Raw genomic sequence first — 16,611 nt, 5'->3', positions numbered from 1 at the left:
GGTGTCGAAAGGGAGAAGCGACAAGCGAGGCACGAGCGCCGGAGCGCCGACCGTCGGCACCGGGCCAGGAGCGCCCCAGAGGCGAGCGGGCGAGTCCCCCGCCCCGAGCCGAAGGGGCGCGCCGGTGTCGAAAGGGAGAAGCGACAAGCGAGGCACGAGCGCCGGAGCGCCGACCGTCGGCACCGGGCCAGGAGCGCCCCGGAGGCGAGCGGGCGAGTAACAGCGCGGGCCCCTTGACCAGTTCGTGCTGGTCAAGGGGCCCGCTGCTTCAGCCGGTCCGGGCTACTGCTTGCGCAGCTCCCGCACCGCCGCCTCCAGCCGCTGCCCGTAGTCGGCGTCGGCCTTGCGGAAGTTGTCGACCGCCCGCTCCACGATGTCCTCGCGGTCGGCGGAGACCTTGGCGATGAAGCCCGCCAGGTTGGCGATCAGGCGCTGCCTCTCCTCCTCGGAGTACAGCCGGTACAGGTTGCCGGCCTGCACGAAGTCGTCGTCCTCGGCGTGCGCGGGCGTCGCGTGGTTGCCGGTGGGGCCGTCGACGACGGTGGCGGCCCACAGCAGGCGGCCGGTCTGCACCGGGCCGCCGAAGCTGTTCGGCTCGTAGTTCTTCTGGCGCCCGTGGCGGCCGTCGTACAGGTGGCCGTCGCGGCTGTTGGTGCGGGCCTCGGTGGCGTGCGGACGGTTCACCGGCAGGTGGTCGGCGTTGATGCCGACCCGGTAGCGGTGGGCGTCCGCGTAGGCGAACAGGCGGCCCTGGAGCATCTTGTCCGGGGACGGGCCGATCCCGGGCACGAAGTGCGCCGGGGAGAAGATCGACTGCTCGACCTCGGCGAAGACGTTCTCCGGGTTGCGGTTGAGCTCCAGTCGGCCGACCTCGATCAGCGGGTAGTCGGCGTGCGGCCAGACCTTGGTCAGGTCGAAGGGGTTGAAGCGGTAGCCGGCCGCGTCGGCCGCCGGCATCACCTGGACCTGCACCGTCCAGGTGGGGTACTCGCCGCGCTCGATCGACTCGCGCAGGTCGCGCTGGTGGCTGTCCGGGTCCTCGCCGGCGAGCTTGTTGGCCTCGTCCTGGGTGAGGTTGCGGATGCCCTGGTCGGTCTTGAAGTGGTACTTGACCCAGAAGTGCTCGCCGGCCTCGTTCTGCCACTGGAAGGTGTGCGAGCCGTAGCCGTTCATGTGCCGGTAGGTGGCCGGGATGCCGCGGTCGCCGAACAGCCAGGTCACCTGGTGGGTCGCCTCGGGCGACAGGCCCCAGAAGTCCCAGACGTTGTCGGCCTCCTGCGAGCCGGTATACGGGTCTCGCTTCTGGGTGTGGATGAAGTCCGGGAACTTGATCGCGTCCTTGATGAAGAACACGGGGGTGTTGTTGCCGACGAGGTCGTAGTTGCCCTCCTCGGTGTAGAACTTCACCGCGAAGCCGCGCGGGTCGCGCACCGCGTCGGCCGAGCCGAGGTTGCCGGCCACGGTGGAGAAGCGCAGGAAGACCTCGGTCTGCTTGCCGACCTCGGACAGGAACGCCGCGCGGGTGTACTGCGAGACGTCGGCGGTCACCGTGAAGGTGCCGTACGCCGCGGCGCCGCGGGCGTGCACCACGCGCTCCGGGATCCGCTCGCGGTTGAAGTGCGCGAGCTTCTCGAACAGCAGCTGGTCCTGGATCAGGGCCGGGCCGCCGACGCCCGCGGTCTCGGTGTTCTGGTTGTCGGCGACGGGGGCACCCGCCTCCGTGGTGAGGGTCGGGCGCAGCTCGTCCTGCGTGGTCATAACGGGTGCCTCCGAGGGGTCCGGTCGTGATGACACGATCCTAACTTGGACTTTGTCCAAGTCAACACTGGAACCAAACTCAGAGCGTGACTTACTCTGGTGCCATGAGTGACCTGCTGGAGAGACTGCGCGGACACGGCTGGCGGCTCACCTCGCAGCGCCGGGTGGTGGCCGAGGTCCTCGACGGCGAGCACGTCCACCTCACCGCGGACGAGGTGCACGCGCGCGCCGCCGCCCACCTGCCCGAGATCAGCCGCGCCACCGTCTACAACACGCTCGGCGAACTCGTCGCCCTCGGCGAGGTGCTGGAGGTCGCCACCGACGGCCGCGCCAAGCGCTACGACCCCAACGCCCACCGCGCCCACCAGCACCTGGTCTGCTCCGGTTGCGGCGCGATCCGCGACGTCCACCCGCACGGCGACCCGCTCGCCGACCTCCCCGCCGCCGAGCGCTTCGGCTTCACCGTCACCGCCGCCGAGGTCACCTACCGGGGCCTGTGCCCCGACTGCCGCCCCTGACCGGCGCCCTGCCGACGTCCCCGTTCGAGGCGACTACGCGCTGAGCTCCGCGTGCAGCGCGCCCAGCAGCCGCCCGGCCCGCTCGGCGACCTCGGCCGGCCCGTAGTCGATCGCCCGGCGGCACCAGTTCTCGGCCTGCACCGGCTCGCCCCGGCGCAGCGCCAGCAGTGCCAGGCGCAGCGCGGCGCGCCCGTGCCCGGCGTCGGCGGCCCGGGTGTACCAGAGCATCGCCTCCGCCTCGCTGTCCTGCCGGGCCAGCAGCAGCCCCAGGTTGAACGCGGCGCTGCGACTGCCCGCCTCGGCGGCCCGCCGGTACCAGCTCTCGGCGATCTCCAGCGCCCCGCGCTCGGCCGCCCGCACGCCCATCCGCACCTGCGCCCGCCGGTGCCCGGCGTCGGCCGCCACCGCGTACCAGTGCTCGGCCTCGGCGTCGGCGTCCCCGCGCCGGTCCAGCACCGAGGCCAGCCGGAACGCGCCCTCGGCCGAACCGCCGGCCGCCGCCTGCCGGTAGCGCTCCAGCGCGCCGGGCAGGTTGCCGCGCTGCTCCTGGGCGACCGCCAGCTGCAGGGCCGCCTCGCCATGGCCCTCGGCGGCGGCCCGCGCGTACCACTCCTGGGCCTGGTGGTGCTGGCCGCGCCCGGCGTGCAGCACGCCGAGGTTGAAGGCGCCGTCGACGCTGCCGGCCTCGGCGGCCTTGGAGAACCACGGCTCGGCGCCGGACTCGTCGCCGCGCTGGAGCAGCACCACGGCCAGCGCGTTGCAGGCCTCCCGGTGCCCGGCGTACGCGGCCCGGCGGTACCACTGCTCGGCCTGCTGCTCGCGGCCGGTGCCGGCGCAGAGCAGGCCGAGGTTGAAGGCGCCGTTCTGGTCGCCCGCGTCGAGGGCGGTGCGGTACCAGTGCTCGGCCTGCCCGGCCTCGCCGCGGCTGGCGTGCAGGGCGCCCAGCGCGTTGGCGGCGTTGCCGTCGCCGGCCTCGGCGGCCTCCCGCCACCACTCGGCGGCGGCGACGACGTCCCCGGAGTCGCGCAGCAGGAAGCCGAGCGCGCAGGCGGCGCGCGGCTCGCCGTTCTGGGCGGACTGGCGGTACCAGCGGGCCGCCTCGTCCAGCAGCGACTGGTCGGTGCCGGCGCGCTCCTCCAGCAGCACGCCCAGGCGCAGCGCGGCGCGGGGGTGGCTGCGGGCGGCGGCGGTGCGGTACCAGGCCTCGGCGGTGTCCTTGTCGCCGGCGGCCTCGCGCATCCGGGCCAGCCGGTAGGCGGCCTCGCGGTGCCCGGCGTCGGCGGAGACCTTGAACCAGCGCTCGGCCCGCACGTCGCGCCGGTGCTCCATCAGGTCGCCCAGCGCGTAGGCGCCGAGCGGGTGGCCGTGGTCGGCGGCGAAGTGCAGCCAGTACTCGGCGGCCTCCTCCTCGCCCTGGTCGCGCAGCTGGAGCCCGAGCGCGTGCGCGGCCGGGGCGCTGCCCGAGACGGCGGCCTGGCGCCACCACTGGCCGGCCTCGGCGCGGTGGCCCTGCTGGTGCAGCAGCACGCCGAGGTTGTTGGCGGCGGCGCGCAGCCCGGCGGCCGCGGCGGCGCGCAGGTAGGGCTCGGCGTCCTCCAGGTCGCCGCGGCGCAGCAACAGGGTGCCGAGCCGGCAGGCGGCGTCCGGATCGCCGTCGTCGGCGGCCTGCCGGTGGCGGGCCTCCAGGGCGGCGCACTCGCGGGCGGCCAGCGCGGTCTCGAAGCTGGTCGGGTCCAGGCCGGCCGCATCCAGCGCGGCGCCGGCGGGCGCGTCCTCGCCGCCGGCCGCGCCGTACGGGCCGACGGCCGCGGAGAACTGACGGGTGGACACGTGGACCAGGCTGTCCGGGCCGAAGCCGCCGACCGAGGGGCGTTCGGACAGTCCGCTGGTGCGCTGGGCGGGCAGGGCTCCCGGGTGGCCGTCGGGGTTCTCGGCGCTCTCCGCCCAGGCGTCGGTGTCCGCCTCGGCGGCCGCACCGGACCTGGTCCCTGACTTGCCGATCAGCCTCATGCCGACTCCCGCTCCCCCAGAGTGTCGCGGCATCGTGCCCCGGCCCGCGGCCGGAGGGACTCGCGGGAGAGGCGCCGGACCCGACGGCCGGTCAGCAACCGTGCACCGTCCCCCATGTGTCCCATCGTCGCATCACCCGCTACCCGCGTACACCTGCCCCGGCCGAATTCGGACGGGGCGAACCCGAAGCCGACGAAATTGCTTCGGCGCTTTGTCGATTTCCCGACACTTCCACCCCACAAACCCCAATGCCGTCCCCGTTGGCGACGGTCGATAGTACCGGAGCGGTTCCCCCCGCTTGGGGAGGGAAACGTCCGCGCCCGAAAACACGAAGGGCCCGGAGGAAGAATCCTCCGGGCCCTTCGGCTACTGAGTAGCGGGGACAGGATTTGAACCTGCGACCTCTGGGTTATGAGCCCAGCGAGCTACCGAGCTGCTCCACCCCGCGTCGGTGGTTAAACCATAGCACGGACACGGGGTGGAACCGAAAACGGTTACCGCAGCTCAGCGGGGACTACGGGGTCGGGCTCGGCGACCCCGACCCCGTCGGCGTCGCCGCCGGGGTCGGCGCCGGGCCGCCGCCGCGGGCCGCGTCGGCCGCCTTCAGGGCGTCGCCGAGCGCCTTCTGGGCGTTGCCGTACGCCGCCCAGTCGCCGTTCTTGAACGCGGTCTGGCCGTCGTTGTACGCCTTCTCCGCGTCCGCGAGCGCCTTCTGCAGCTCCGGCGAGATCGTCCCGCCCGGCGCCGGGGTGCCCGGCCCGGTGGGCGTGGGCGTCGCCGGCGAGGTCGGCGTCCCGCCCGTGCCCGGGGTGGACGGCGCGGTCGGGGTGGTCGCCGGGGCCGCCCCCGCGAACACCTTCTTCAGCGCGTCCTCCAGGGTGTTCTCGAACGCCACGTTGTCGTCCCCGTACACCGCCAGGACCTTCTGCAGCGTCGGGTACTTGGCTCCGCGTCCGCGTACGTACACCGGCTCGACGTTCAGCAGCCCGTTGCCGACCGGCAGGGTCAGCAGGTTGCCGTACTCCAGCTCCGAGTCGCCGCCGCTCTTCAGCAGCGTGATCTGCGAGGCCACCTCCTGACGGGAGTTGAACTTCGACTGCACCAGGCCCGGGCCGGGCGCGCCGCTGTCCCCCGTCATCTTCAGGATCCGGATCTTCCCGTAGTCGTCGCCCGGATCCGCGTCCACCGCCATGAACGCCGCCAGGTTCGGCCGCTGGTTCGGCACGAAGGTGCTGGTCAGCGAGAAGCTCGCGGCGTTGGTGTCCGGCATCCGCACCGTCACGTAGTACGGCGGCTGGACCTGCTTGGTGTCACTGGTCGGGTCCACCGGGACCTGCCAGATGTCGCTGCCGTTGAAGAAGGAGTTGGCGTCCGTCACGTGGTACTGGCCCAGCAGGTCGCGCTGCACCTTGAACATGTCCTGCGGGTAGCGCAGGTGCGGCAGCAGCGTCTGCGGGATGTCCGCCTTCGGCTCGACCGTGCCCGGGAAGGCCTTCATCCAGGTCTTCAGCACCGGGTCCTTCTCGTCCCACTGGTAGAGCTTCACCTCGCCGGTGTAGGCGTCCACCGTGGCCTTGACCGAGTTGCGGATGTAGTTGACCTGGTTGGCGACGGCCAGCAGCTCACCGCGCTGGTTGGTCAGCGAGTCCTTGGTCGCCGTGCCCAGCGTCGTCTTCGACGAGAACGGGTAGCCGTCCGAGGTGGTGTAGCCGTCCAGCACCCAGACCACGCGGCCGTCCTGCACCACCGGGTACGGGTCGGCGTCGATCGACAGCCACGGCGCGACCTTCTCCACCCGCTCCTTCGGCGTCCGGTTGTAGATCACCTTGGCGCCGTCGGTGATCGCCCCCGCGTACAGGATCTGCGGCTCGGCGAAGCGCACCGCGTACGCGGCCCGGGTGATCGGGTTGTCCAGCGAGACCCCGCTGTCCCCGGAGTAGGTGTACTCGGCGTTCTGACCGGTCTTGGGGTCGGTGTAGTCGATCTCCTTGTTCGAGCCGCCGACGATCGAGTACGTCGTCGTCTTCTCGCCGTAGTAGATCCGCTGCTGGTAGTCGCCCAGCGTCCCGGTGGCCGGCAGGCCCGACTCGGTGAACACCGGCTGGCCCCGGTCGTCGACCTGGTTGCCCTTGGCGACCACCGCGCCGTAGCCGTGGGTGTACTTGAAGTGGTCGTTGATCCAGTTGCGCTGCACCCCGTTGAGGTCCAGCTCGCGCAGGCCGATCACGGTGTCCTGCTTGCCCGTGCCCGTGCCGTAGCGGTCCACGTCCAGCGTGCTCGGGAAGGCGTAGTAGTTGCGCTGCTGCTCCAGCGACTGGAACGTCGGCGAGACGATGTTCGGGTCCAGCAGCCGGATGTCCGCGATGGTCTGCGCGTCCGGCTTCAACGCGTCCGCGCTGGTCGAGCCCTGCGGGCTGTACTGGGTGGTCTGCGCGTCCGCGATCCCGTACGCCTGGCGCGTGGCGTCGATGTTCTTCTGGATGTACGGCGTCTCCTTGGCCTGCTCGTTCGGCTTGACCTGGAACTGCTGCACGATCGCCGGGTACAGCCCGCCGATCAGCACCGCCGACAGCACCATCAGTCCCAGCCCGATCAGGGCCGGCGCCCAGGTTCGGCGGATCGGCGTCAGGAAGAACAGCACCGCGCAGATGATCGCGACGAAGAACAGGATCGTCTTGGCCGGCAGGAACGCGTTGGCGTCCACGTAGCGCAGGCCCGTCCAGCCCGAGACGCCCTTGTACGAACCGGTCTTCACCGCCAGCGCGTACCGGTCCAGCCAGTACGCCACCGCCTTCAGCAGCACGAACACGCCCAGCAGCACCGCCAGGTGCCCCTGCGCGCCCGCGCTCGCCCGCCGCCCCGGCCCCTGCAGCCGCAGCCCCCCGTACAGGTAGTGCACCAGCGCCGAGGTCAGCAGCGAGACGATCACCGCGCTGAACGCGAAGCCCAGCACGAACTCGTAGAACGGCAGGTCGAAGGCGTAGAACGAGACGTCCATGCCGAACTGGGCGTCCTTCTCCCCGAAGGACGTCGCGTTCGTCCACATCAGCCAGGTCCGCCACTGGCCCGACGCCGCCGCACCCGCCACCAGACCGATCACCAGCGAGACGCCGATCAGCGCCCAGCGCTTGAACGGCGCCAGCCCCGCCCGGTAGCGGTCCAGGCTCTGCTGCTCGACCGACATCGCCGACAGCGGCGGGCGCAGCCGGTGCGCCAGCCAGACGTTGAAGCCGACGATCACCGCCATCAGCAGGCCGAACACCGCGAACAGCCCGATCTTCGTCCACAGCTGGGTGGTGAACACCGAGGAGTAGCGGACCGACCTGAACCACAGCCAGTCCGTCCAGAAACCGGCGAACATGACGAACAGCAGGAACAGCACCGCGAGCACGCCCAGGGTCAGCAGGGCCACCCGCGCCCGCCGGGAGGGCGGGCCTACCCTGCGCCGGAAACCCGGCCCTGAGCGTTCCGGCATCTGGAATACCACGGTGGCACCTCAGCTGTGTCGTCTGGAATCGGTCGGTCGTCAGAGCAACTTAACCAGGCTTCGACCGAGTTCCCACCGTTAGCAGACGGTTACTACGTCGCTCCCCCACACCCCCGCCACCTCGCCCCGAGCCCGCCCGGCGGGCGCCACCCGCCCGGCGTGTGAGGATTGAGTCATGTCCGACGCGTCTGCATTCACGAACTCCCCCGGCTCTGCCGACGATGTATCCAAGCTCCCCGCCGCCAACCCGCTCACCCGGGCCGCGCTGGAGATCGACGAGTACGCCGCCACCCTCGGCTGGGACCTCCCGGCCCGGCTGTTCGCCCTGGTGGACAGCGCCGCCCTGCGCAAGGCCGACCCGAGGATCGCCGAACAGCTCGGCCTCGCCGAGAGCGACGAGCCCGGCCTCACCCCGGTCGAGCAGGACGAGATCCCGGCCGGCATGGAACTCGACAAGTTCCTCGGCACCATCGCCTGGCCCGACGCGGTGGCCGGCTGCGCCCTGGTCGTCGAGCGGCTGATGCTGCCGCCGGGCGCCGAACAGTCCCGCCCGCGGGGCGCCAGCGACGCCCAGCTCGCCGAGTGGGTGGCCAACCACCCCAAGCGCGAGGAGGTCCGGATCACCGCCGCGGTACTGCGCGACGGCAAGAAGGAGATCGCCCTGCGGCTGCGTTCCAAGGACGTCGCCCGCGAGGTGCTGACCGGCCCGGACCTGGTGCCCGGCCTGACCGACGCGCTGCTGGCGACCTTCTCGTAACCGTCCCCGGGTCCGGGGCTACTTGGCGCAGGACGGCAGCGCGGAGGTCTGCCCGGAGCGGAGCTGCTCCAGCGACTTCAGCGCGCCGTCCAGCGTGTCCGTCTTGATCAGGGTCAGCCCGGACGGGACGTTCTTGGTGGCCTCGGCGCAGTTCGAGGACGGGGTGAGGAAGTACTCGGCCCCGGCGTCCCGGGCGGCGATCAGCTTCATCGATATCCCGCCGATCGGGCCGACCTTGCCGTCGTCGTCGATGGTGCCGGTGCCGGCGACGAACTTGCCGCCGGTGAGGTCGCCGCCGGGGGTGAGCTTGTCGATGATGCCGAGCGAGAACATCAGCCCGGCGCTGGGACCGCCGACGTCCTGCAGACCGATGTCGATCTGGAACGGGTAGGTGTGCCGGATCCCGGTGCCGATGCCGACCACCGCGAGGTCGGCGCGCTCGGCCGGGGCCTTCGGGTCGAGGTCCTTGGCCCGCACGGTCGGGACGGTGACGTCGGTCCTGGCCCCCGGGGTGGCGGTGCCGTTGCCGGAGGTGTCCTTGGCCCGCGGAACCACGGTGAAGACCACCGACTCGCCCGGCTTGTGCTTGGTGACGGCGGCGACCACCTGGTCGACCGAGGTGACCGGGGCGCCGTCGACGGCGGCGATCTGGTCGCCCGCGTGCAGCCGGCCCTCGGCCGGGGCGCCCGCGGTGACCGACTTGACGATCAGCTCGCTGCCGATCGGGATGCCCAGCTGGTTGAGCGCGGCGGTGCGGGCGCTGTCCTCGGAGGAGGCGAACTCCTCGGCGTTCTGCTTCTTGGCGTCGGCGTCCGACTGCCCCTTGGGGTAGACGTTGTCGTGCGGCACCACCAGCACGTCGTCGCGCAGCCAGCCGACCACGGCGTTGACCAGGCTGGGCTCGTACTTGGCCCCGGTGACCTGGACGGTGGTCATGTTGAGGTGCCCGCTCGTCTTGTACGAGTCGTGCCCGGTGATGGTGATCACCGGCTTGCCGCCCTGGTCGCCGAGCGTGTTGTACGTCGGGCCCGGGCTCATCTCCGTGTACGGCACCTTCATCAGCACCGAGACGCAGAGCAGCGCTATGAGCAGCAGGGTGGCAGCGAGCATCGTCGCGGAGCGGCGTGGCATGCCTCGACAGTACGGGACGCGGGTGACGCGACGCCCGGCGGGCTACCGGCCGGAGTGCTCGCCGGGGGCGGCGGTGTCGGCGGTGGTGCGTTCCATCGCGGCCATGAAGCGCCGGTGCTCGGCGAGTGAGGCCGGGTCCCCCGTGGCCTTCGGGGCCCGCTGGGCCCAGCCGGCCCAGACGGCGGCGGCGAGGACGGCGACAACCGGAATGATCAACCAGGCGAGCGCACCCATATCAGTACTCCCAGCTCGTCGTGTCTATGAGCAGATTAACCACTCCGGCGGACAACGCGGCTGGCGCCGTCCGGGTAACGGGACGGCCGATCGGCTCACTTCCAGGGACTATTCGGCGCAGCCGCCCAGACCCGTTCGGGTGAGACGGCGGCGCGCCTGACCCCAGGGACGCGCTCCGTGTGCATCCGGTTCCGCCGCACACCCGACGAGGGTCAGCAGCCGCCGGCGCCGACCCACTCCTCCTCGCCGTCGGCGAAGACCTGGTGCTTCCAGATCGGCACCTCGTGCTTGAGGTCGTCGATCAGCCGGCGGGCCGCCGCGAAGGCCTCGCCGCGGTGGGCGCAGGAGACCGCGACGATCACGGCCTTGTCGGTGATCTCCAGCCGGCCCACCCGGTGGACCGCGGCGAGCGCCCTGACCGGGAAGTCGGCGACGACCTTCTCGGCGATCCGGCGCATCTCCTGCTCGGCGGTGGGGTGGCAGCTGTACTCCAGCGCGGCGACCGACTTGCCGCCGTCGTGGTCACGGACCGTCCCGACGAAGACGGTGGTGCCGCCGGCCGCGTCGTCACCGACCGCCTCGTACACCTCGTCCAGCGAGAGCGGGGTGTCGCGGATGGCGAGCAGGCGGATGGGGTCGTGGTTCTCGGACATGACCCCATGATTCCCCATCCCGGCCGGATGCGGGCAAGGGGTTTCCACATCACGATGTGGAAATTTCGCATCGTGAGAAGTGTCGCCGCTCGGCGGGCGCCCCGGGCTCGACGGGCACCCCGGGCACGACGGGCGCCCCGGGCTCGACGGGCGCCCCGGGCCGATCCGGGGCCGGCTCCGGGCCGGTCAGAACCGGCGCCGCTTGCGGGCCCGGCGCACCAGCGCCGCCGTACCCACCAGCGCCACCGTCGCCCCGGCCGCCCCCAGGCTGGTCGCCGCCTCCTTGCCGCCCAGCCGGCGCCCGGCCACCGCGTGCTTGCCGGACACCTGGGCCAGCAGCTCCGCCAGCACCTGCTCGTTGGTGAACTCCGGACGCCACCCCGCCTCGTGCAGCCGGCTGCCCGACACCACCCACGGATACATCGTGTACGCCAGGTCCCCCGCCGGGGCCGGGGTCAGGCCCAGCCGGTGCAGCCGCGCCGCCGTACCCAGCGCCAGCGACGCCGGCAGCTCCATCCGCCGGATCCCCGACAGCCGCTCCACGTCCTCCTGCTCCAGCCAGCCGTCGCAGCCGACCGTCACCTCGCCCTCGACCAGGCCCAGCGCCGCGTACTCCAGCGCCGCCGACAGGTCGTCCACGTGGCAGAACTGCCAGCACGGGCGCGAGCCGGCCACCACCAGCAGCCGCGGCGCCTCGAAGTGCCGGGTCAGCACCGTGTCCACTCCGGGGCCCACCACCACGGCCGGGCGCAGCACCGTCACCTGCAGCCCCGGGTGGGCGCGCGGCGCCCGCCGGGCCAGGCGCTCGATCTCCAGCAGGTCCCCGACCAGCGAGGCCTCCTCGGTCGCCCGCAGCTCCGAGTCCTCGGCCAGCGGCACCTCGTTGTCGGCCAGCGCCCCGTAGACCATCGCGGAGGTGCACAGCACCACCCGGTGCACCCCGGCCGCCGCGGCCGCGGTCAGTACCGTCTGGGCGCCCCGCACGTTGTAGGCACTGCGCGCCCGGGGATCGGACTCCATCCCGAAGTCCATCGCCAGGTGCACCACCACGTCCACCCCGGCCAGCCGCTCGGCCACCGCCGGGTCCCGGACGTCCAGCACCCGCCACTGCACACCCGGCACGTCACCGCGCCGGTCGTCCACCGCCAGCACCCTGCGCACGTGCGGGGAGGCCACCAGCCGGGCGGCGACCCGCTCGCCCAGCACCCCGGCGGCACCGGTGACGGCCACGGTCAGCGGCCGCCCGCCGTAGGCTGGAGGCGGCGACGCCGTGGTGTCCGACGCGTCCTCTCCTCCGGTCAGCCCAGAGCGAACGTCCGAAGGCGGGGAACTCACCGGCCATCCTCCACGGTTAGCTTATGTGCGTACGGACGTGTGTCTCGTACGCACATCCTGCCCGAGGCGAAGGCCCGGCGGTGCACCCGGCGCGGGCCTGCCGCACGGGAGCCGCCCACGAGTCCGCTCCACCGCAACCCCGGGCGGGCAGTACTTCCCGCCACACCCGCATGACGGCCGACCGGATCGAGGACCCCGTGAGCGACCTTCCCTTCGGATTCGGCGTTCCGCCCGAGGAGCCCGAGGACGGCAAGGCCAAGCCCGACGACGCGCAGAAGAAGAAGGACCAGGGCCCGGCCGGCTCCGGCGAGAGCGGCCCGCAGCCCTTCGGCTTCGGGGCCGGCAACCCCTTCGGCGCGATCTTCGGCATGCCCGGCGCCCCTGGCGGCCCCGGCGGCGCCGGTGCCGACAACCCCTTCGCCGCGATGTTCGGCGGCCTCAACCCCGGTGACCTCGGCGCCGCCTTCCAGCAGCTCGGCCAGATGCTCTCCTTCGAGGGCGGCCCGGTGAACTGGGACCTCGCCACCAACATCGCCCGGCAGACCGTCGTCGCCGAACCCGCCGAGGGCAAGAGCAAGGACCGCTCCGTCAGCGCCACCGAACGCGCCGCCGTCGCCGAGGCCGTCCGCCTCGCCGACCTGTGGCTCGACGGCGTCACCGAGCTCCCCTCCGGCGCCGGCACCGCCGTCGCCTGGAGCCGCGCCGAGTGGATCGAGGCCACCCTCCCGGTCTGGAAGGACCTCGTCGACCCGGTCGCCGAGCGCGTCGGCAACGCCATGGGCGGCGTCCTGCCCGAGGAGATGCAGGCCATGGCCGGCCCGCTGATGGGCATGATGCGCTCCATGGGCGGCGCCATGTTCGGCACCCAGATCGGCCAGGCGCTCGGCGCCCTGGCCGCCGAGGTCGTCGGCTCCACCGACGTCGGCCTGCCGCTCGCCCCGGCCGGCAAGGCCGCCCTGCTGCCGCAGAACGTCGCCGAGTTCGGCGAGGGCCTGAGCGTGCCCGCCGAGGAGGTCCGGCTCTACCTCGCCCTGCGCGAGGCCGCCCACCAGCGGCTCTTCGCCCACGTGCCGTGGCTGCGGGCCCACCTGCTGGGCGCCGTCGAGGCCTACGCGCGCGGCATCAAGGTCGACACCTCCCGCATGGAGGAACTCGTCGGCCAGCTCGACCCGAGCAACCCCGAGGCGCTCCAGGAGGCCCTGGCCGGCGGCCTGCTCCAGCCCGAGGACACCCCCGAGCAGAAGGCCGCGCTCGCCCGCCTGGAGACCGCGCTCGCCCTGGTCGAGGGCTGGGTCGACGCCGTCGTGCACGCCGCCGCCGAACCCCACCTGCCGCAGGCGGGCGCCCTGCGCGAGACCGTCCGCCGCCGCCGCGCGGCCGGCGGGCCCGCCGAGCAGACCTTCGCCACCCTGGTCGGCCTGGAGCTGCGCCCGCGCCGCCTGCGCGACGCCGCCCGGCTGTGGGCGCTGCTCGCCGACGCCCGCGGCGTCGAGGGCCGCGACGCCCTGTGGGAGCACCCCGACATGCTGCCCACCGCCGCCGACCTCGACGACCCGGACGCCTTCGTGCACCGCGGCGGCAGCGACGACCTGGAGGGCGGGATCGACTTCGACGCCCTCGACAAGCTGCTGGGCGAGGCCGCGGCCGGCAAGCCCGACCTGACCAAGAGCGATCAGCCGAGGGCCGACGAGCCGAAGCCCGACCAGGACGGCACCGACGGAAAGGGCGAGCCCACCGCATGACGGCCACCGACACGAACGCGTCCGCCCTGCACGCGGACGCCGTCCGCACCCTGACCGACTGGCGGCCCGCCGACGAGGACCAGGAACAGCTGCGGCGCGACTACCTCGCGCACCTGGCCGAGCAGCCCGGAGGCCTCTACCGCTCCTGCCTGCCCGCCCACATCACCGCGAGCGCGGCGGTCGTCGACCCGGCCGCCGGGCGGGTGCTGCTCACCCTGCACCCCAAGGTCGGCATATGGCTGCAGATGGGCGGACACTGCGAGCCCGGCGACACCGACCTCGCCTCGGCCGCGCTGCGCGAGGCCGTCGAGGAGTCCGGCATCCCCGACCTGGCCCTGCTGCGGGACAACGGCACCCCCGTTCCGGCCAAGCTGGACCGGCACCTGGTCCGCTGCACCGGCAAGGACCGGCCGGAGAACACCCACCTGGACGTCCAGTACATCGCGCTGGCCCCGGCCGGGGCGCAGGCGCTGATCAGCGAGGAATCGCTGGACCTGCGCTGGTTCGACTACGACCGGCTGCCGGAGCTCACCGACCACTCGGTGCGCGACCTGGTCGCCCGGGCGCGGCGGCTGACCGGCTGAGGTGCGACACGGAAAGGGGGCGCGGGCCGTATCGGCTCGCGCCCCCTTTCGTCGGCCCGTTCGTCGGCCCGTTCCCTCGGCCCTTCCCGGTGGCGTTCCTCCCGGACTCAGCCGCAGGAAGCCGCCGGATCCTCGCCCGGGGTGCCGTGCCGGGCACCCGGGATGTGCGGCAGACGGGCGGCTGAGACCACGCCCTCCAGATAGCCGCGGGCCCGCTCCGTACGCGGGTAGGCCTCCAGCAGCGCCCAGAACGCCGGCCCGTGGTCCGGCACCAGCAGATGCGCGAGCTCGTGCAGCAGCACGTAGTCCAGCACGTACTCCGGCATGCCCTGCAGCCGGTGGGACAGCCGGATCGTCCCCTCACTGGGCGTGCAGGAGCCCCAGCGCGAATTCTGGTTGGTCACCCAGCGGACCTGCGCGGGCTGGGCGCGACCGTCCAGGTAGGCCGCCGCCAGCTCCCGGGCCCGGGCCATCAGGGCGTCGTCCCCGAGGATCCGCCGACGCTCCTGGGCGGCCAGCTTCTCCAGCATCTGCGCGACCCAGCGCTGCTCCTCGGCGTGCGACATCCGGGCCGGGATCAGCACCACGGTGCGGTCGCCCTCGCGGTAGGCGGAGACGGTACGGCTACGGCGGGCGCTGCGCCGCACCTCGACCCGGCTGCGGTCGTGCGCTTCGGGCGGCACCGCCCCGGTGGGCGGATGCTGCGGCCTCGCCTGCGGCTTCTCGTGCTGCTGCTCGTCCGGGCGCCCACGTGTGCTCGGCGCCGCCGCCTGGGACCCGGACGCTGCACGGGCACGCCGACGCGACACCGGTGGATGGGAGTCCCGCTCGGCCGCCATGGCACACGACGTTACCCGGTACCACTGACAGAAGTCCGCTGCCATGGCCGAAATCTTTCGTGGAGCGATCGGGAACGAAAGGCCGACGGAGGGTGTCCGGAAATCGACGTTCGAGCGGATGAGCAGTTATCCACAGAGCCCGCGAACAGATGGTGTGATCATGCGCCCGGGCCTGTGGATAACTTTCAGCACGCGGTCGGCGCGATGGGGCATGCTGCGGTCAGCCGTCCGGAAACGATCGGAAGGGAGATCGTCGTGCGCCTCGCTCTGAAGCCCGCTCTGTCCCGCAGCTGGCGGGACTCCGAGACCCTGCAGTTCGGCACCGTCACCCGGCATGCGGGGGTGCTCGAAAACGCCGACAAGACCCTCTGCGACTTCCTCGGGCTGGTCGACGGAACGCGCGACCGACCCGAGCTCCTGGAGGCCGGCGAGCGAATCGGCCTCGGCCGCGAGCCCGCCGACACCCTGCTGACCGAACTGGAGGCGATCGGGCTGCTGGACGACGCGGAGGCGACCGACCGGGTGCTGTCCCGCTTCCCCCAGCCCCACCGGGACCTCCTCGGGCCCGACCTCGCCTCACTGTCCCTCGTCCACTCCGGCCCCGGCGCCGCACCGGCGGTCCTGACCCACCGGGCTGAGACCCGGATCGAGGTGCGCGGCGCGGGCCGGGTCGGCGCCGCCGTGGCGGCGGTGCTCGCCGCGGCGGGCACCGGCACGGTCACGGTGTCCGACGGCGGCCGGGTCAAGCCCGGCGACTGCTCCCCGGCCGGGCTGCCGCCCGCGGACATCGGGCGGCTGCGCGCGACGGCCGCGCGGGAGGCAGTGCAACGGGCCGCGGGCCGGCCACTGGTGCCCGTCCCGCGGCGGAAGTCGGACGACCCACCGCCCGACTTCGTGGTCCTCGCGCCCCGGGACGGCAGCGCCGCCTTCGCGGGCGGGACGTACGAGGCCAAGCTGCTGCTCCGGGCCGGGGTGCCGCATCTGTACGTGGGCGTGGTCGAGGAGTTCGGCATCATCGGGCCGCTGGTGATCCCCGGGAGGTCGGCCTGCGGGCACTGTCTGGTGCTGCGCAGGGAGGACGAGGACGCCGCGTGGGCGCGGGTGCTGGCCCAACTGGCGAACAACGGCCCCGGCCGGGCCCGCACCCCGGCCTGCGACACGGCGCTGGCGACGGCCGTCGCCGGGCTGGCGGCCCTGCATGTGCAGGTGTTTCTGGACGGCGGCCGGCCGCCGAGCGTCGACGGCTGGTGCGAGGTGTCGGCGAGCGACGGGATGCCCCGCCGCCTGCGGCTGCGAGGACACCCGGACTGCGGCTGCCTGTGGCAGCCGCAGCCGCCGGGCTGAGGAGTCGTCGAGGGAGGAGGAATGAGAAGCGTGCCGGGAACAGGCCCGGCGGCTGCGGGGCTCAGCAGCCGCCCGACCTGGGCCCGGGGCGGAGGGCGCGACGCCCGAGGTGAGCCCATGGCCAGGTAAGCCCATGGCCAGGTAAGCCCATGGCCAGGTAAGCCCATGGCCCGGGCCCGGGCAGGGGGGGGGGCCGGGGCGGGGGTCTCCGGGGCCGCA

13 protein-coding genes and 1 tRNA gene are annotated in these 16,611 nt (G+C 73.0%); 5 read left to right on the top strand and 9 right to left on the bottom strand.

What is annotated here, in order from left to right; genetic code table 11:
* Positions 1-282 precede the first annotated feature (282 nt).
* Positions 283-1,758, bottom strand: coding sequence for a catalase (locus tag ACFVWU_RS40970; RefSeq protein ID WP_387630875.1), 1,476 nt, complete (start codon positions 1,756-1,758; stop codon positions 283-285).
* 104 nt (positions 1,759-1,862) lie between these two features.
* Here ACFVWU_RS40970 and ACFVWU_RS40965 point away from each other — a divergent pair, with 104 nt between their 5' ends.
* Positions 1,863-2,276 (top strand): Fur family transcriptional regulator, encoded by a 414-nt coding sequence (locus ACFVWU_RS40965; RefSeq protein WP_387630872.1) that lies wholly within the window; start codon positions 1,863-1,865, stop codon positions 2,274-2,276.
* A 33-nt stretch (positions 2,277-2,309) separates the two neighbouring features.
* On the opposite strand, the gene ACFVWU_RS40960 is transcribed toward ACFVWU_RS40965, so the two are convergent.
* From ACFVWU_RS40960 to ACFVWU_RS40950, 3 genes are all read right to left on the bottom strand, one after another.
* Positions 2,310-4,286: a tetratricopeptide repeat protein gene (locus ACFVWU_RS40960; RefSeq protein ID WP_387630869.1), complete on the bottom strand. Its 1,977-nt coding sequence runs from the start codon at positions 4,284-4,286 to the stop codon at positions 2,310-2,312.
* Positions 4,287-4,660: 374 nt separating this feature from the next.
* A tRNA-Met gene (locus ACFVWU_RS40955) sits at positions 4,661-4,734 on the bottom strand.
* A 66-nt stretch (positions 4,735-4,800) separates the two neighbouring features.
* Entirely contained in the window at positions 4,801-7,761 is a 2,961-nt protein-coding gene (locus ACFVWU_RS40950) for a UPF0182 family protein (protein ID WP_387630866.1), read from the bottom strand.
* Positions 7,762-7,948: 187 nt separating this feature from the next.
* Between ACFVWU_RS40950 and ACFVWU_RS40945 the strand changes: the two genes are divergently transcribed.
* Positions 7,949-8,530 carry a PPA1309 family protein gene (locus tag ACFVWU_RS40945; RefSeq protein ID WP_387630863.1) on the top strand — a complete coding sequence of 194 codons (582 nt, stop codon included), beginning with the start codon at positions 7,949-7,951 and terminating at the stop codon, positions 8,528-8,530.
* Between the two features lie 18 nt (positions 8,531-8,548).
* On the opposite strand, the gene ACFVWU_RS40940 is transcribed toward ACFVWU_RS40945, so the two are convergent.
* From ACFVWU_RS40940 to ACFVWU_RS40925, 4 genes are all read right to left on the bottom strand, one after another.
* The gene (locus ACFVWU_RS40940; RefSeq protein ID WP_387630861.1) at positions 8,549-9,661 is read right to left on the bottom strand and encodes a PDZ domain-containing protein; all 1,113 of its coding nucleotides are present in this window, start codon (positions 9,659-9,661) and stop codon (positions 8,549-8,551) included.
* 42 nt (positions 9,662-9,703) lie between these two features.
* On the bottom strand, positions 9,704-9,877 hold the full coding sequence (locus ACFVWU_RS40935; RefSeq protein ID WP_387630858.1) for a hypothetical protein: 174 nt from the start codon (positions 9,875-9,877) through the stop codon (positions 9,704-9,706).
* A gap of 230 nt (positions 9,878-10,107) precedes the next feature.
* Complete coding sequence (locus ACFVWU_RS40930) at positions 10,108-10,548, bottom strand: molybdenum cofactor biosynthesis protein MoaE (protein ID WP_380616406.1); 441 nt, start codon at positions 10,546-10,548, stop codon at positions 10,108-10,110.
* Between the two features lie 186 nt (positions 10,549-10,734).
* Entirely contained in the window at positions 10,735-11,883 is a 1,149-nt protein-coding gene (locus tag ACFVWU_RS40925; protein ID WP_387630856.1) for an NAD-dependent epimerase/dehydratase family protein, read from the bottom strand.
* 197 nt (positions 11,884-12,080) lie between these two features.
* Between ACFVWU_RS40925 and ACFVWU_RS40920 the strand changes: the two genes are divergently transcribed.
* Positions 12,081-13,625 (top strand): zinc-dependent metalloprotease, encoded by a 1,545-nt coding sequence (locus ACFVWU_RS40920; protein WP_387630853.1) that lies wholly within the window; start codon positions 12,081-12,083, stop codon positions 13,623-13,625.
* Positions 13,622-14,209: an NUDIX hydrolase gene (locus ACFVWU_RS40915; RefSeq protein WP_387630850.1), complete on the top strand. Its 588-nt coding sequence runs from the start codon at positions 13,622-13,624 to the stop codon at positions 14,207-14,209. Before ACFVWU_RS40920 ends, ACFVWU_RS40915 begins: the two co-directional genes overlap by 4 nt.
* Before the next feature lie 107 nt (positions 14,210-14,316).
* On the opposite strand, the gene ACFVWU_RS40910 is transcribed toward ACFVWU_RS40915, so the two are convergent.
* Positions 14,317-14,892, bottom strand: coding sequence for a M48 family metallopeptidase (locus tag ACFVWU_RS40910; protein WP_387630849.1), 576 nt, complete (start codon positions 14,890-14,892; stop codon positions 14,317-14,319).
* Positions 14,893-15,303: 411 nt separating this feature from the next.
* On the opposite strand from ACFVWU_RS40910, the gene ACFVWU_RS40905 reads away from it, so the two are divergent.
* Positions 15,304-16,392, top strand: coding sequence for a TOMM precursor leader peptide-binding protein (locus ACFVWU_RS40905; RefSeq protein ID WP_387630846.1), 1,089 nt, complete (start codon positions 15,304-15,306; stop codon positions 16,390-16,392).
* The last annotated feature ends 219 nt before the right edge of the window (positions 16,393-16,611 follow it).

This window comes from Kitasatospora sp. NPDC058190, from assembly GCF_042883685.1.
In the GTDB taxonomy this organism is placed as follows: domain Bacteria; phylum Actinomycetota; class Actinomycetes; order Streptomycetales; family Streptomycetaceae; genus Kitasatospora.
The sequence above is the reverse complement of the archived record's forward strand: the minus strand, read 5'-3'. Positions and strand labels throughout refer to the sequence as shown.

What these genes read in the sequence shown, in the direction of transcription:
- ACFVWU_RS40970 (WP_387630875.1), bottom strand. Translation starts at nt 1,758, where the DNA reads ATGACCACGCAGGACGAGCTGCGCCCGACCCTCACCACGGAGGCGGGT.
- ACFVWU_RS40965 (WP_387630872.1), top strand. Translation starts at nt 1,863, where the DNA reads ATGAGTGACCTGCTGGAGAGACTGCGCGGACACGGCTGGCGGCTCACC.
- ACFVWU_RS40960 (WP_387630869.1), bottom strand. Translation starts at nt 4,286, where the DNA reads ATGAGGCTGATCGGCAAGTCAGGGACCAGGTCCGGTGCGGCCGCCGAG.
- ACFVWU_RS40950 (WP_387630866.1), bottom strand. Translation starts at nt 7,761, where the DNA reads ATGCCGGAACGCTCAGGGCCGGGTTTCCGGCGCAGGGTAGGCCCGCCC.
- ACFVWU_RS40945 (WP_387630863.1), top strand. Translation starts at nt 7,949, where the DNA reads ATGTCCGACGCGTCTGCATTCACGAACTCCCCCGGCTCTGCCGACGAT.
- ACFVWU_RS40940 (WP_387630861.1), bottom strand. Translation starts at nt 9,661, where the DNA reads ATGCCACGCCGCTCCGCGACGATGCTCGCTGCCACCCTGCTGCTCATA.
- ACFVWU_RS40930 (WP_380616406.1), bottom strand. Translation starts at nt 10,548, where the DNA reads ATGTCCGAGAACCACGACCCCATCCGCCTGCTCGCCATCCGCGACACC.
- ACFVWU_RS40915 (WP_387630850.1), top strand. Translation starts at nt 13,622, where the DNA reads ATGACGGCCACCGACACGAACGCGTCCGCCCTGCACGCGGACGCCGTC.